10 protein-coding genes and 3 tRNA genes are annotated in these 15,338 nt (G+C 70.9%); 8 read left to right on the top strand and 5 right to left on the bottom strand.

What is annotated here, in order from left to right:
- Positions 1-168 precede the first annotated feature (168 nt).
- The 5 genes from IM697_RS09085 to IM697_RS09105 all read left to right on the top strand — a co-directional run bounded on the left by IM697_RS09085 (position 169) and on the right by IM697_RS09105 (position 7,256).
- Positions 169-1,206 carry a sirohydrochlorin chelatase gene (locus IM697_RS09085; protein ID WP_228044580.1) on the top strand — a complete coding sequence of 346 codons (1,038 nt, stop codon included), beginning with the start codon at positions 169-171 and terminating at the stop codon, positions 1,204-1,206.
- A 64-nt stretch (positions 1,207-1,270) separates the two neighbouring features.
- Positions 1,271-2,524 (top strand): deoxyguanosinetriphosphate triphosphohydrolase, encoded by a 1,254-nt coding sequence (locus IM697_RS09090; protein WP_194046363.1) that lies wholly within the window; start codon positions 1,271-1,273, stop codon positions 2,522-2,524.
- Positions 2,525-2,682: 158 nt separating this feature from the next.
- Complete coding sequence (locus IM697_RS09095; protein ID WP_194046365.1) at positions 2,683-3,948, top strand: NAD(P)/FAD-dependent oxidoreductase; 1,266 nt, start codon at positions 2,683-2,685, stop codon at positions 3,946-3,948.
- 29 nt (positions 3,949-3,977) lie between these two features.
- Complete coding sequence (gene dnaG, locus IM697_RS09100) at positions 3,978-5,882, top strand: DNA primase (RefSeq protein WP_194046367.1); 1,905 nt, start codon at positions 3,978-3,980, stop codon at positions 5,880-5,882.
- An 81-nt stretch (positions 5,883-5,963) separates the two neighbouring features.
- Positions 5,964-7,256 (top strand): RNA polymerase sigma factor, encoded by a 1,293-nt coding sequence (locus IM697_RS09105; protein ID WP_194046369.1) that lies wholly within the window; start codon positions 5,964-5,966, stop codon positions 7,254-7,256.
- 33 nt (positions 7,257-7,289) lie between these two features.
- On the opposite strand, the gene IM697_RS09110 is transcribed toward IM697_RS09105, so the two are convergent.
- The 4 genes from IM697_RS09110 to IM697_RS09125 all read right to left on the bottom strand — a co-directional run bounded on the left by IM697_RS09110 (position 7,290) and on the right by IM697_RS09125 (position 13,057).
- Complete coding sequence (locus IM697_RS09110; RefSeq protein ID WP_194046371.1) at positions 7,290-9,218, bottom strand: ABC transporter ATP-binding protein; 1,929 nt, start codon at positions 9,216-9,218, stop codon at positions 7,290-7,292.
- Positions 9,218-10,951: an ABC transporter ATP-binding protein gene (locus tag IM697_RS09115; RefSeq protein WP_194046373.1), complete on the bottom strand. Its 1,734-nt coding sequence runs from the start codon at positions 10,949-10,951 to the stop codon at positions 9,218-9,220. The genes IM697_RS09110 and IM697_RS09115 overlap by 1 nt, the downstream gene beginning before the upstream one ends.
- Before the next feature lie 180 nt (positions 10,952-11,131).
- Positions 11,132-12,589 (bottom strand): xylulokinase, encoded by a 1,458-nt coding sequence (locus IM697_RS09120; RefSeq protein WP_194046376.1) that lies wholly within the window; start codon positions 12,587-12,589, stop codon positions 11,132-11,134.
- A 159-nt stretch (positions 12,590-12,748) separates the two neighbouring features.
- Positions 12,749-13,057, bottom strand: a complete 309-nt coding sequence (locus tag IM697_RS09125; RefSeq protein WP_194046378.1) for a YtxH domain-containing protein — start codon at positions 13,055-13,057, stop codon at positions 12,749-12,751.
- Positions 13,058-13,190: 133 nt separating this feature from the next.
- Between IM697_RS09125 and IM697_RS09130 the strand changes: the two genes are divergently transcribed.
- From IM697_RS09130 to IM697_RS09140, 3 genes are all read left to right on the top strand, one after another.
- A tRNA-Asn gene (locus IM697_RS09130) sits at positions 13,191-13,263 on the top strand.
- Positions 13,264-13,268: 5 nt separating this feature from the next.
- Positions 13,269-13,341: transfer RNA gene (locus IM697_RS09135), tRNA-Asn, on the top strand.
- A 179-nt stretch (positions 13,342-13,520) separates the two neighbouring features.
- Positions 13,521-13,597 (top strand) — tRNA-Ile (locus tag IM697_RS09140).
- Positions 13,598-14,018: 421 nt separating this feature from the next.
- Here the strand turns inward: IM697_RS09140 and IM697_RS09145 are convergent.
- On the bottom strand, positions 14,019-15,158 hold the full coding sequence (locus tag IM697_RS09145; protein WP_194046380.1) for an amidinotransferase: 1,140 nt from the start codon (positions 15,156-15,158) through the stop codon (positions 14,019-14,021).
- Positions 15,159-15,338: the final 180 nt, after the last annotated feature.

Genomic DNA, 15,338 nt, shown 5'->3' on the forward strand with positions numbered 1-15,338 from the left:
TGTCGCCCTACGCGGTTCACTCCAGCCGACGTGACCAGCTTCACTCACCCCCACGAACCCGCTGGTCACGCCGCCTCACACACCCCTGTGCCCCCGCCGTGAACCCGGTGTAAGAACCCGTCATTCCCGCGAAACGGGAAGGCAACGTGCCGCCGCCACCATCGGTTCATGACGGCGTCGAACCCTCTTCACGACGAGTCCACGACGGCCCACCTCGACAGTACGGCGCACCTCATGAACCGGATCAGCAGCCAGCTCGCCAGCCAGCTCAGCCTCGTCGCCCGCGACGGCCGGCGCCGCCCCGAACCGCCCGCGCCAGTGCCCCGGCAGGCGACGTTCGCCCCGTCGCGACGCCCGGCACGCACTCTCGCCGCACCGGCCGAAAGCCCAAGTACATCCAGTACGAGGGCTTCCGGCCGGCACGCCGAGAGCACGCACCGGACGCCGCTCCTTGACGGGCAAACGTCGCCTGCCGGGGCACTGGTCGTGGTCGCCCACGGCAGCCGCGACCCGCGCGCCCTGAGCACCGTGCGCGCGCTCCTCGCCAAGGTCCGCGAGCTGCGCCCCGGCCTGCCGGTCCACCTCGGGCACATCGAGCTGAACGAGCCCCTGCTCTCCGACACCCTCGCGGCCCTCGGCGACCGGGAGGCGATCCTGGTCCCGCTGCTCCTCAGCCGGGGCTACCACGTCAAGCGGGACATCCCCGAGATGGCCGCCGAGTCCGACGTACGCGCCCGAGTGGCCCCCGCCCTCGGCCCGCACCCCCTGCTGGTGGAGGCCCTCTACGCCCGACTGGTCGAGGCCGGCTGGCGGACCCGCATGGACGAGCCCACCCGCGCCGAGAGCGCGGTGGTCCTCGCGGCGGCGGGCTCCCGCGACCCCGAGTCCAAGCTGGACACCTCCCGCACGGCCCACCTCCTGGCCAACCGCCTGGGCGTCCCGGTCGTCCCGGCCTACGCGACGACGGCGGCCCCCACGGTCCCGGACGCGTTGGCGGCGCTGGCGGCCCGGGGCCGTACGAGAGTGGCGGTGGCCTCGTACTTCACAGCTCCGGGCCGGTTCGCGACGGAGTGCGCGGAGGCGGCCCCGTGGATCGCCTCGGCCCCCTTGGGCACCCACCCGGCGATGGCCCGCCTGCTCCTGCACCGCTATGACCGGATGGCGGCGACGCCGGTGACGACGGCACCTGAACTGGCGTCGGCTTGACCACGCCCACGAGTAGGCGCGACACAGCCCTCCGTTTGTCAGTCTCTGCCCTTACTGTCGGTGCATGTACTACGACGAGTCGGCAGTCGAACGCTGGGCCCCCGAACCCGACAAACGCCCAGGCCGCACGGCCTTCCAACGCGATCGCGCCCGCGTACTGCACTCCGCCGCCCTGCGAAGGCTCGCCGGCAAGACCCAAGTAGTGACACCGGGAACCCACAGCCAGGCCTGGGACCCGAGCCCCCGCACCCGCCTCACCCACTCCCTGGAGTGCGCCCAGGTCGGCCGCGAACTCGGCGCGGCCCTCGGCTGCGACCCCGACCTGGTGGAAGCGGCCTGTCTCTCCCACGACCTCGGCCACCCGCCCTTCGGCCACAACGGCGAAGTCGCGCTGAACGAGTTCGCCGAGGACTGCGGCGGCTTCGAGGGCAACGCCCAGTCCCTGAGACTGCTCACCCGCATCGAGCCGAAACGGTTCACCCCCGAGGGCTCCGTCGGCCTCAACCTCACCCGCGCCGCCCTCGACGCCGCCACCAAGTACCCCTGGCCCCGCGCCGGCCACCCCACCGACCCGAAGTCCCCGAAGTTCGGCGTCTACGAGGACGACCGGCCGGTCTTCGACTGGGTCCGCAAGGACGCCCCCGGCAGCCGCACCACCTTCGAGGCCCAGGTCATGGACTGGTCCGACGACGTGGCGTACTCGGTGCACGACGTCGAGGACGGCCTGCACGCCGGCCATCTCGACCCCAACCTCCTGCACGCCGAACCCGAACGCGAGGCCGTCTTCGCGGTGGCCGTCGGACGGTACGTCCCCGAGGACACCGACCCGGCCGAACTCGCCGCCGCCCTCGACCGGCTCCAGGACGAGGAGTGGTGGCCGCACGGCTACGACGGTTCCGCCGTCGCCCAGGCCCGCCTCAAGGACGCCACCAGCCAGCTCATCGGCCGTTTCTGCCTGGCCGCCGAGAGCGCCACGCGCGCCGCGTACGGCGAGGGGCGGCTCACCCGCTACGGCGCCGAACTCGTCGTACCGCACGAGACCCGGCTGGAGTGCGCGGTCCTCAAGGCCGTCGCCGACCGGTACGTCATGCAGCGCGCCGAGCAGGAGCGGCTCCGCGCCGACCAGCGGATCGTGGTCGCCGAACTGGCCGAGGCGCTCACCGCCCGCGCCCCCGAGGGGCTGGACCCGCAGTTCCGGGCCCTGTTCGACACGGCCGCCGACGACCGCGCCCGCAAACGCGTGATCGTCGACCAGATCGCCTCCCTGACGGACGCCTCGGCGCGCGCCTTGCACGCGCGGCTCACGCGCAGGGCGTAGCGCCCGGCGTGCTCACCCGCGCGCGACGGGTGAGGCCCACGAGGCGAACGGATACCCGAAAGTGACCCTGCGTGGCCTGATCGGGTCACCCCCTCTTCCCGCATCACGCTGCGTGCGGGACGCTCGCATGTGGCGGCACCCTTACGAGGAGGCATCAAGTGGTCGACGCGGATCAGACATTCGTCATCGTCGGAGGAGGACTCGCCGGCGCGAAGGCGGCCGAGACGCTCCGCGCGGAGGGCTTCACCGGGCGGGTGATACTGATCTGCGACGAACGCGACCACCCCTACGAGCGGCCGCCGCTGTCCAAGGGCTACCTCCTCGGCAAGGAGGAGCGCGACAGCGTCTTCGTGCACGAGCCCGCCTGGTACGCGCGCAACGACATCGAGCTGCACCTCGGCCAGACCGTCGACGCGATCGACCGTACGGCGAAGACCGTCCGGTTCGGCGAGGACGGCACCGTCGTCCACTACGACAAGCTCCTGCTGGCCACCGGCGCCGAGCCGCGCCGCCTGGACATCCCCGGCACCGACCTGGCCGGCGTCCACCATCTGCGCCGGCTCGCGCACGCCGAGCGCCTCAAGGGCGTCCTGACCTCGCTGGGCCGGGACAACGGGCACATCGTGATCGCCGGCGCCGGCTGGATCGGCCTGGAGGTCGCGGCGGCGGCCCGGGAGTACGGCGCCGAGGTCACCGTCGTCGAGCCGGAGCCGACGCCGCTGCACGGGGTGCTGGGCCCGGAGCTGGGCGGTCTCTTCGGCGAGCTGCACCGGGAGCACGGGGTGCGCTTCCACTTCGGGCGGCGGCTGACGGAGATCGTCGGCCAGGACGGCATGGTGCTGGCCGCGCGCACCGACGACGGCGAGGAGCACCCCGCGCACGACGTGCTGGCGGCGATCGGCGCGGCCCCGCGGGTCGCCCTCGCGGAGGCGGCGGGGCTCGAGATCGCGGACCGTGCGCACGGCCGGGGCGTCGTGGTGGACGAGCGGCTGCGCACCTCCGACCCCGACATCTACGCGGCCGGTGACGTCGCCTCCTTCCCGCACGCCCTCTTCGACACCCGGCTGCGCGTGGAGCACTGGGCCAACGCGCTCAACGGCGGCCCGGCGGCGGCCCGGTCGATGCTCGGGCAGGACGTCACCTACGACCGGGTGCCCTACTTCTTCTCCGACCAGTACGACCTGGGGATGGAGTACAGCGGGTGGGCGCCCCCGGGGACGTACGACGAAGTGGTGATCCGCGGGGACGCCGGGAAGCGGGAGTTCATCGCGTTCTGGGTGCGGGAGAACCGGGTGCTCGCCGGGATGAACGTCAATGTGTGGGACGTCACAGAGCCCATCCAGCAACTGATCCGCTCGAAGGCACAGGTGAACACCCAGACCCTGGCGGACCCGCACGTTCCGCTGGAAAACCTGGTCCCTTAGCTGTCCGTGCACCCCCGTAGAATTCACGCGTGGCAGGACGGATCAACGACGAGGACGTGAAGGCGGTACGGGACGCGGTCCCGATCGACGCCGTGGTGTCCGAGTACCTCCAGCTGCGGGGCGCGGGCGGGGGCAACCTCAAGGGACTCTGCCCGTTCCACGACGAGAAGTCGCCGTCCTTCCAGGTCAGCCCCAGCAAGGGACTGTTCCACTGCTTCGGCTGCCAGGAGGGCGGCGACACCATCACGTTCGTGATGAAGGTCGACCACCTCTCCTTCTCGGAGGCGGTCGAGCGGCTCGCCGCCCAGGCCGGCATCACCCTGCGCTACGAGGAGGGCGGGTACAACCCCTCCCACCAGCGCGGCGAACGCATCCGCCTGGTCGAGGCCCACAAGATCGCCGCCGAGTGGTACGCCGAGCAGCTCGCCACCAGCCCCGAGGCCGACACCGGCCGGGTCTTCCTCGCCGAGCGCGGCTTCGACCAGGCCGCCGCCGTCCACTTCGGCGTCGGCTACAGCCCCCAGGGCTGGGACCACCTCACCCGCTACCTGCGCGGCAAGGGCTTCACCGACAAGGAACTCCTCCTGTCCGGGCTCGCGCAGGAAGGCCGCCGCGGCCCGATCGACCGGTTCCGCGGCCGCCTCATGTGGCCGATCCGCGACATCGGCGGCGACGTCGTCGGCTTCGGCGCCCGCAAGCTCTACGAGGCGGACAACGGCCCGAAGTACCTCAACACCCCCGACACGGCGATCTACAAGAAGTCCCACGTCCTCTACGGCATCGACCTCGCCAAGAAGGACATCGCCAAGGCCAGCCGCGCGGTCGTCGTCGAGGGCTACACCGACGTCATGGCCTGCCACCTCGCCGGCGTCACCACCGCCATCGCCACCTGCGGCACGGCCTTCGGCGGCGACCACATCAAGATCCTGCGCCGGCTGCTGATGGACAACGGCTCGGCCCGCGTCATCTTCACCTTCGACGGCGACGCGGCCGGCCAGAAGGCGGCCCTGCGCGCCTTCGAGGACGACCAGAAGTTCGCCGCCGAGACGTACATCGCCATCGCCCCGGACGGCATGGACCCCTGCGAGCTGCGCCTCGTGAAGGGCGACGAGGCGGTCGCCGACCTGGTCCAACCCCGCACGCCGCTCTTCGAGTTCGCGCTCCGCCAGATCGTCGTCCGCTACGACCTCGACACCCCGGCGGGCCGCGCGGCCGCGCTGGACGAGGCGGCGCCGATCGTCGCCCGCATCAAGAACAGCGGCGCCCAGCACGAGGTCGCCGTCCAGCTCGCGGGCATGCTCGGCATCCTGGACACACAGTTCGTGGTCAAGCGGGTGGCACAGCTGGCGCGTTGGGCCCGGGAGCGGGGCGGCCGGGGCGGGGCCCCGACGTCCCGAGGCCCGCAGCAGCAGTACGAGGCGGCCCCCGCGCCCCGCGCCTCCGGCCCCGCCCTGACCCTGCGCAACCCGGTCTACGCCACCGAACGCGAGCTGCTGAAACTCGCCCTGCAACGCCCCGAGCTGGTCTCCCCGGCGTTCGACGCGTACGGCGTCGACGAGTTCACCGCCGCCCCCTACGCCGCCGTACGCCAGGCGATCATGGACGCGGGCGGCGCCGAGTACGGTGTGCAGGACGGGCAGGAGTATCTGGTCCGCGTCCGCGAGGCGGCCCCCGACGACCAGGTGCGCGCGATGGTGACGGAGCTGGCCGTCGAGGCGATCATGCGCAGGACGGTCGACGAGAACTACGCCGGCGAACAGCTCGTCACCGTCCGCCGCCGCGCCGTCGAACGCCGCGTCCGCGACATCCAGAGCCAGCTGACCCGCCTGGGCGCGGGCGGCGACCCCGCCCAACTGGCCGCCGTACAGAACGAACTGTGGGTCCTGCAGCAGTACGACCAGGCGCTGCAGGCGCAGGGCCCGGCCGCCCTCTGAGCGCGCGGTCACGGACCGGACGCAAAAAGTCACCGCACGCCCCTCGTGGCGGTGATGTGTCGTACTCCACACTGGGTGGCGGTGCCTGAGTCCTCGGAGCGCGGCCGATCCGTTCCTCACGGGTCCCACACCCCCGCGGTTCCGCTCATCGCGTACGGGACGGACAGCGGCGAGGCCGCCGACTCCGCCCTCGAAGCAGCGCTGCCGTATGACCCGGCAGCGATCATCCTGGAGGTCGCCCCCGTGCAGACCCAGACCCTCAGCCAGACCAGTACGGCCGACACGGAGCCGGACGCGGAGACCGACGTCCTCGTCGCGGTGCCGCAGCAGAACCGTGTCGCGCACCACCCCGAGGCGGAACCCGATACCCCGCCCGAGCCGGCGGAGCCGCCGGCCGAGGCACTGGACACCGCCGAGCCGGTCGAGGCGCCGCTGCCCCCACGCGGCCGCGCCGACACCAGCGGCCCCTCCTCCGACCTCTTCCGCCAGTACCTGCGGGAGATCGGCCGCATCCCGCTGCTGACGGCGGCCGAGGAGGTCGAACTCGCCCGCCGCGTCGAGGCCGGCCTGTTCGCCGAGGAGAAGCTGAGCAACACCCCCGACCTGGACAGCCAGTTGGCGCTGGACCTGGACCGGCTGGTGGTCATGGGCCGGATGGCCAAGCGCCGCCTGATCGAGGCGAACCTGCGGCTCGTGGTGTCCGTCGCCAAGCGGTACGTCGGCCGCGGCCTGACCATGCTCGACCTGGTCCAGGAGGGAAACCTCGGCCTGATCCGCGCGGTGGAGAAGTTCGACTACGCCCGCGGCTACAAGTTCTCGACCTACGCCACCTGGTGGATCCGCCAGGCCATGTCCCGCGCCCTCGCCGACCAGGCCCGCACCATCCGGGTCCCGGTCCATGTCGTCGAGCTGATCAACCGGGTGGTGCGCGTCCAGCGCCGCATGCTCCAGGAACGCGGCTACGAACCCACGCCCGAAGAGGTCGCGGCCCACCTCGACCTCCTGCCCGAGCGGGTCAGCGAGGTCCTGCGCCTGGCCCAGGAACCGGTGTCGCTGCACGCCCCCGTGGGCGAGGAGGACGACGTCGCCCTGGGCGACCTGATCGAGGACGGCGACGCGACCTCGCCGGTGGAGTCGGCGGCGTTCCTGCTGCTGCGCGAACACCTGGAAGCGGTCCTGTCGACCCTGGGGGAGCGGGAGCGGAAGGTCGTCCAGCTCAGGTACGGCCTGGCGGACGGCCGCCCGCGCACGCTGGAGGAGATAGGCCGCATCTTCGGCGTGACACGCGAGCGGATCCGCCAGATCGAGTCGAAGACCCTGAACAAGCTGCGGGACCACGCCTTCGCGGACCAGCTGAGGGGCTATTTGGACTGAGGAGGGGGCCGCCGGGCGGCGGCCCCCTCCCGGCTAGTCGACTTCCGCCACCGCCTGGGCGAACTGCGCCTTGTACAGCCGCGCGTACGCGCCGTCCGCCGCCAGCAGCTCGCCGTGCGCGCCCTGTTCCACGATCGAGCCGTTCTCCATGACGAGGATCGTGTCCGCGTCCCGGATGGTGGACAACCGGTGCGCGATCACGAACGACGTGCGCCCGTGCGCCAGCTTCGCCATCGCCTTCTGGATCAGCACCTCGGTACGGGTGTCGACGGACGACGTCGCCTCGTCCAGCACCAGGATCACCGGGTCGGACAGGAACGCCCGCGCGATGGTGATCAGCTGCTTCTCGCCCGCGCTGACGCCCGACCCCTCGTCGTCGATCACCGTGTCGTACCCGTCGGGCAGCGTACGGATGAACCGGTCGGCGTGGGCGGCACGCGCCGCCTCCTCGATCTCGCCCCGGGTGACCTGCCGGGACGCCCCGTACGCGATGTTCTCCGCGATCGTGCCGCCGAACAGCCAGGTGTCCTGCAGCACCATCCCGATCCCGGCGCGCAGCTCGTCCCGCGACATGCGGGAGATGTCGACGCCGTCGAGGGTGATGCGCCCGGACGAGACGTCGTAGAACCGCATCAGGAGATTGACCAGCGTGGTCTTTCCCGCGCCCGTCGGACCGACGATCGCCACCGTGTGCCCCGGCTCCACCGCCAGCGACAGGTCCTCGATCAGCGGCTTCTCGGGGTCGTACCGGAACGACACCCCTTCCAGCGCCACCCGCCCCCGCAGCTCCTCCGGCCGCACCCCCGGCACCGGATCCGCCTCCTGCTCCTCGGCGTCCAGCAGCTCGAAGATCCGCTCGGCGGAGGCGACCCCCGACTGCACGAGGTTCGCCATCGACGCGACCTGCGTCAGCGGCATCGAGAACTGCCGCGAGTACTGGATGAAGGCCTGCACGTCACCGATCGACAGCGAGCCCGACGCGACCCGCAGACCGCCGACCACCGCGACCAGGACGTAGTTGATGTTCGACACGAACAGCATCAGCGGCTGCATGATCCCGCTGTTGAACTGCGCCTTGAAGCCCGCCTCGTACAGCGCCTCGTTCTGCTCGGCGAACTGCTTCGCCGACTCCTCCTGCCGCCCGAACACCTTCACCAGGGTGTGCCCGGTGTACATCTCCTCGACATGCGCGTTGAGCTTGCCGGTCGAGCGCCACTGCTGCACGAAGTGCGGCTGCGACCGCTTGCCCACGCGCGTGGCGACGAAGAACGACAGCGGCACCGTCACCAGCGCGACCAGTGCCAGCAGCCACGACACCCAGAACATCATCACCAGCACACCGATGATGGTCAGCACCGAGTTGATGAGCTGCCCCATCGACTGCTGCAGCGTCTGCCCGATGTTGTCGATGTCGTTCGTCGCCCGCGACAGCACCTCACCGCGCTGCCGCTTGTCGAAGTACGACAGCGGCAGCCGCGACAGCTTCGCCTGCACGTCCTCGCGCATCCGGTACATCGTGCGGTTCACGGTCCGGTTCACCAGCCGCGTCGCCACCGCCATCAGCAGACCGGCGACGACGAACACGCCGAGCGCGAAGAGGAGCACGTTCCCCACGGCCGTGAAGTCGATGCCCTGGCCCGGGGTGAAGTCGGTGCCGCGCAGCATGTCGGCGATCTCGCCGTCGCCGCGCTCCCGCATCGCCGCGAGGACCTGCTCCTTGGTCGTCCCGGACTCGAACCGCCGCCCGACGATGCCCGCGAAGACCAGGTCGGTGGCCTCGCCCAGAATCTTCGGCCCGGCGACCGACAGGCCCACGCTCACGACCACGCACAGCAGCAGCGCGTACAGGGTGAGCCGCTCCGGCCTGAACTGGCCGATGAGCCGCTTGCCCGACTCCTTGAAGTTCAGCGAGCGCTGATCGGGACCGCCGCCGGCCATCATCCGTCCCATGGGCCCGGCCATCAGGCGGCCTCCGCTTCCGTCAGCTGGGAGAGCACGATCTCCCGGTACGTCTCGTTGTCCGCCATCAGCTCGTGGTGCCGGCCCGTGCCGACGACCCGCCCTTCGTCGAGGACGACGATCCGGTCCGCGTCGCGGATGGTCGCCACCCGCTGGGCGACGATGACGACGGTCGCCTCGGAGGTCTCGCGCGCCAGCGCCGCACGCAGCGCGGCGTCGGTGGCGTAGTCGAGGGCGGAGAAGGAGTCGTCGAAGAGGTAGATCTCCGGGCGCTGGACGAGGGTCCGCGCGATCGCCAGCCGCTGCCGCTGACCACCGGACACATTCGTCCCGCCCTGCGCGACGGGCGCGTTCAGCCCGCCCTCCAGCCGCTCCACGAACTCCTTGGCCTGCGCCACCTCCAGCGCGTGCCACAGCTCCTCGTCCGTCGCGTCCGGGTTGCCGTAGCGCAGGTTGGTCGCCACCGTCCCGGCGAACAGATACGGCTTCTGCGGCACGAGGCTCACGGTCTTCGCCAGCAGCCGGGGATCGAGGTCCGCCACGTCCTCGCCGTCCACGAGGACCCGGCCGTCGGTCGCGTCGAACAGCCGGGGGACCAGCCCCAGCAGGGTCGACTTGCCGCTGCCGGTCGAGCCGATCACGGCGGTCACCTCACCGGGCCGGGCGACCAGGTCGATCGACTTCAGCACCGGCTCCTCGGCACCCGGATAGCGGAAGCCCGCGCCCCGGATCTCCAGATGCCCGTGCCGGCGCAGCTCCCGCACGGGAGCCACCGGGGGCACGACGCTCGACTCCATGTCCAGGACCTCCTGGACGCGCTCGGCGCACACCTCCGCGCGCGGCACCATCATGAACATGAAGGTGGCCATCATCACGGACATCACGATCTGCATGAGATAGGCGAGGAACGCGGTCAGATCACCGATCTGCATACCGCCGCTGTCGATGCGATGGGCGCCGAACCACACCACCGCGATGGACGACAGGTTCACCACCGTCATGACGATCGGGAACATCAGCGCCAGCAGATTGCCGGTGCCCAGCGCCATCGCGGTGAGCCCGGTGTTGGCTTTCTCGAACCGCCGCTGCTCGTACTCGTCGCGCACGAAGGCGCGGATCACCCGGTTGCCGGTGATCTGCTCGCGCAGCACCCGGTTCACCGTGTCGAGCCGCTCCTGCATGGTCCGGAACAGCGGCCTCAACCGCCGCACGATGAGGTACACGCTGACGCCGAGGGTGGGCACCACCGCCACCAGCACCCCGGACAGCGGCACGTCCAGGCCGAGCGCCAGCACGATGCCGCCGACGCACATGATGGGCGCCGACACCATCAGCGTGAACGTCATCAGCACCAGCATCTGCACCTGCTGGACGTCATTGGTCGTCCGGGTGATCAGCGAGGGCGCGCCGAAGTGGCCGACCTCACGCGCCGAGAACGACTGCACCCGGTCGAAGACGGCGGCCCGTACGTCCCGGCCGAGCGCCGCGGCGGTGCGGGCGCCGTAGTAGACGGCACCGATGTTGCACACGACCTGAGCCAGCGAGATGCCGATCATCAGGGCGCCGTAGGAGAGGATGTAGCCGGTGTCGCCGTTGACGACACCGTTGTCGATGATGTCCGCGTTCAGCGTGGGCAGATAGAGCGTGGCGCAGGTCTGCAGGAACTGCAGCAGCACCAGCCAGGCGATGGGTTTTCGGTACGGACCGAGGTGGGTCCGCAGAAGTCGTATGAGCACGCTGCTTCTCTCGGAGTGGACGAGTCGGCGACGGGGCGATTGGTTGCCCTTGGCCCCTATCGTCGAACACTCCACCCGCGTTACCTCAACCGATTAAGCCGTCGGCGGCGCCCCGTACGGCCTTCCGGGTGCGGTTCCTACCAGTCCCTTACCTTCCGCCACGGGCCGGCGCCCGCGTCGTTACGGCCGGAACGCCCCCGGATGCGTCTGGTCCCGCACCGACACGAACTGCTGCCGCACCGCCTGCCCCACCGCCAGCTCCTCGCCCGGCTCCAGGACCTGCGCGGTGGCGCCCTGCCACACCGGCGGGGTGCGCGGATCGAGCGCCCCCTGCGACACCCCGAGCGCCCAGGCGGCCTGCCGGGCGGCGCCGATCGCGGCGTAGTCCGCGGGCTGCGGTACGACGACCTGTGCCCCGAACAGCGAGGGCGCCGCGGCCTGCACGGCCGGCAGCTCGGCGACCGCCCCGAGCAGGAACACCCGCCGCACCTCGACGCCCCGGCCGCGCAGCACGTCGAGCGCGTCCGCGAGCCCGCACAGCATGCCCTCGAACGCGGCCCGCGCCAGATGCTCCGGCTTCATCGACTCCCGCCGCAGCCCGGCCAGCGTGCCCGCGGTGTGCGGCAGATGCGGCGTCCGCTCACCCTCCAGATAGGGCAGCAGCACCAGCCCGTGGGCTCCCGGCGTCGACTTCATCGCCAGGTCGGACAGGCCCTCCAGGTCCGGCACACCGAGGAGTTCGGCGGTGCCGCGCAGGGTGCGTACGGCGTTGAGGGTGGTGACCACCGGCAGATGCATGCCGGTCGCGTCGGCCAGGGAGGTGATCATCCCGCTGCTGTCGACGAGCGCCTCGGGGTGCACGGCCATCACCGACCCGGAGGCACCGAGCGACACGACGGCGTCGCCCAGCCCGATGCCGAGCCCGAAGGCGGCGGCCATGGTCTCGCCGGTCCCCGCGGAGATGAGGAGCCCTTCGGGGGTCGTACCGGCCGCGTCCGCCGGACCGATCACCTCGGGCAGCATCGCCTGGTGGCCGAGCGCCAGCTCGACGAGATCGGAACGGTAGGCGCCGGTGGCCGCCGACCAGTAACCCGTCCCGGACGCCCCACCCCGATCTGTGGTCCTTCTCACCGGCCGGCCCAGCAGCTGCCACACCAGCCAGTCGTGCGCCTGCATCAGAACGGTGGCGCGTACGGCGTTCTCCGGCTCGGTCTTGGCGAGCCAGCGCAGCTTGGTCACCGGCTGCGCGGCCTGCGGCACACACCCCACGGCCTGCGCCCACGCCTCGCGCCCGCCCAGCGCGTCGATCAGATCGGCCGCCGCGACCTGCGCGCGCTTGTCGCCGCCGACCATCGCCGGGCGCACGGTGCCGCCCTGCGCGTCCAGCGGGACCACCGCGTTCTGCTGCGCCGACACGCCGATGGCCTGCACACCCTCGAGGAGCCCGCCGCCGGCCGCCTCACCGAGGGACAGCAGCCAGGCCTGCGGATCGACGTCGGAGGGACGGGTGCCGCCGCCTTCCGGCGATTCCACCGGGTGCGGGGCATACCCCTGCCTGAGCACGGCGCCTGTGTCCGTGTCGCAGACGACGATGCGAGTGAAATCGGGCGAACTATCCAGCCCGGCGACTATCCCCATGGCCCAAATTGTGCCGTAGCGCTGCGCCGGCTTGGGCCGTGGGCGCCTTCTCGCCGTAGGGCCGCGTGTCCGGTTGGCGGGTGCGGGTCGTTGTTGGCTGGTCGCGCAGTTCCCCGCGCCCCTGGGTTGGCTGTGGCAGCTGGCATCCAAGGAGTCCCGCTACGTGTTGCTCGTTCCCCAGTCGTCCTCCGCGCCGCCGTTGTGGGCGCTTCGTTCGCGGAGGTTGCGGACTCGTTGGGCGACCGTCTCGGGGACTCGGTCGCCGACCTTCTCGCTGACCGTGTGGTACGCCCTGCCCGCGAAGTGGCGGCCCTGCTGGGCGGCCGACTCGGCGGTGTTGCGGACGGCGGGGTTCTGGGAGATCTCCCGGGCCGTCTTCTTCAGCTGCTCGTAGCGCTCGCGTCCGGCGCGCGTGCCGAGCACGTAACCGACGGCGAGTCCGATGACGAACGTGAGCCGGTAGCGCATGGCGGCCACCCTTCCCTTGGTGTGGGGGAACCGATTGGCGGAGCACCCCCCTGCTTGCGCTAATGTATGTGTCGCAGCGAGCGCACGCCCCCTGGCGATTACCCAGGTAGGTACGTTCGATGCAACGAGGCATTCCTCCGTAGCTCAATTGGCAGAGCAGCCGGCTGTTAACCGGCAGGTTACTGGTTCGAGTCCAGTCGGGGGAGCTCGGTCCTCCGTAGCTCAATTGGCAGAGCAGCCGGCTGTTAACCGGCAGGTTACTGGTTCGAGTCCAGTCGGGGGAGCATGCTGAACGAGGACCCCTCAGGGGTCCTTTTTCATGCCCGATCACGTGTCGTGGGAACCGTGCAGGTCGCGGCGGTGTCCTTGAGGGCATGCGAAGTCGACCATACGAAGCAGGAGATCGTATGAGCGGCTATGCTGCGGCAGACGGCGCGCACACTTGTACGCGACACGCCGCTATGGGGCGGTAGCTCAGCCGGTTAGAGCAGCGGACTCATAATCCGTCGGCCGTGGGTTCGAGTCCCACCCGCCCCACCAGTAGTCACCCATGCAGAAACGTTCTGACTCGTGGGAACGCGGCGGGGAGGCATGCGCCGCGCACGGGAGTTGCTGCGCCTGCCCACTGCGCCGGCCGCCGTCCTCGCCCCCGGCGACCTCCGTGTCGTGGTTTTCGACGACCTGCCCGGCGCGGCGGAAGCCGCCGGCGCGGACGCGGGTGGAGGTCGCCACCGGGCTCGTGGTGCGCGACAGCGCCGCGCCGCCGCGTTCGGCGTGAGGAGCGGGGAGACGTCGTCGTTCGTGTGTGTCGCGGTCGAGGGCCGTGACCGCTGGGCGACCGGACCCATGCCGGTTCGGATCACCGCACCGCAGATCTGGCCGGAGCTGATCGACGTCCTGTCCTCGTCGGTGGGCGTGCGCGGCACGGTACGAGCGGCCGAAGACTGTGGCAGCGTGCCGGTCAGTCGAAGTACGACTGGAGTGTGCCGCGGCGCCGGATGTCGAGCGTCGCGCAGTGGAAGGAACCGCCGAACGGCGCGTAGTGCAGCAGTTCGCTCGGGATGGGTTCGAAGCCCCACCGTTCGAGCGCGCGGAGCATGCCCGTGTGGTGGCGCTCGGCGATCACCCGCTTCTCGTCGACCATGAGCACGTTCATGCTGAGCCACTTGCCGCACATCGAGGTGACCCTGAGCAGGCGGTCGTCGATCGGGTCGGGCTCGGGGGCGACCAGGATGTCCCAGGACTTCAGGATGTCCGGCAGGCGGTCGACGTCGACGTATTCGGGGTTGACCAGCACCTTGCCCGGCGCGAGCAGCACGAAGGTCGTGTCGATGTGCATGGGGGTACGGCAGCGGCTCTCGACCTCGTGGACGCGGTACCCAGGCCCGAGATGGCGCCGCAGCCACTCGATGCCGGCCCGGTTGGTGACATTGCTGCGGGTGACGAAGAGATCCCGGCCGGCGCGTACGAAGTCCGCGGCGTCGAAGACCGGCTCGAACTCGGTGAGGATGCGGCGGACGGGCTCGCCGGGGCCGGGCGCGCGGAATTCCGGTTCGAACAGTTCGTCGGTGAGCTGTGGTTTCGGTGCGGCCGTCCAACGGGCGCCGCGTCGGAAGTAGTCCTTGAGGATCGGCCGGTAGGAGTGGGTCTCGAAGTACCGGCACGGCCAGGCCATCGGGGTCTCGATGATCTCGTCGCCGATCACCAGCAGGCTGTCGCGCGGGCAGGTGTTGCAGAAACCGCGCGACGACCAGTGCGGGGTTCCGAAGCGCCGGCTGTGGTCGACGGCGTCCGGCCGCCTGACCGTGACGCCGAGGGACAGAAGAAGGGCGATGAACTCATCGAGTTCGCGCCGCGCCCGCTCCACCAGCGCTCGCGGATACCGGAATCCGCCGGCCAGCCCCAGCAACCGTCCTGCCCAGGGCGGGACGTTGCAGGTGACGACCGGGTGACGGGAGGGGAACGTCGCACCGTCCAGGCGCCCGACGATGATCTCCTCCAGCGGGTCCCACTCATTGTGCGACCGGACCGGCGAGGACAACGGTTCCGCGGCGTCGTCGTCGACTGTCGCGGCTGCCGTTCCGGACTTGTGCGCTTCCATGATCAACCGCTCTCGGTGGCCGGCATCGACATCCTGCGGGTACCCGGGAGAAGACTGATCATCAATCGCGAGCAGCCGGCCGGTGGCCCAGGCACGGGTCGCCGATCACTGCCGCAGGTGTGTCCCCTCGTGCTTCGGATACTCGTCGCCCAGGAGGGGCCCAGGAGAGGAAGGAGCCGG

It is taken from the genome of Streptomyces ferrugineus (genome assembly GCF_015160855.1).
GTDB classification, from domain to species: domain Bacteria; phylum Actinomycetota; class Actinomycetes; order Streptomycetales; family Streptomycetaceae; genus Streptomyces; species Streptomyces ferrugineus.

Bases quoted from the DNA above. Each gene is read 5' to 3' on its own strand.
- IM697_RS09085 (WP_228044580.1), top strand. From the start codon at position 169: ATGACGGCGTCGAACCCTCTTCACGACGAGTCCACGACGGCCCACCTC.
- IM697_RS09125 (WP_194046378.1), bottom strand. From the start codon at position 13,057: ATGCGCTACCGGCTCACGTTCGTCATCGGACTCGCCGTCGGTTACGTG.
- IM697_RS09120 (WP_194046376.1), bottom strand. From the start codon at position 12,589: ATGGGGATAGTCGCCGGGCTGGATAGTTCGCCCGATTTCACTCGCATC.
- IM697_RS09090 (WP_194046363.1), top strand. From the start codon at position 1,271: ATGTACTACGACGAGTCGGCAGTCGAACGCTGGGCCCCCGAACCCGAC.
- IM697_RS09110 (WP_194046371.1), bottom strand. From the start codon at position 9,218: ATGGCCGGGCCCATGGGACGGATGATGGCCGGCGGCGGTCCCGATCAG.
- IM697_RS09145 (WP_194046380.1), bottom strand. From the start codon at position 15,158: ATGGAAGCGCACAAGTCCGGAACGGCAGCCGCGACAGTCGACGACGAC.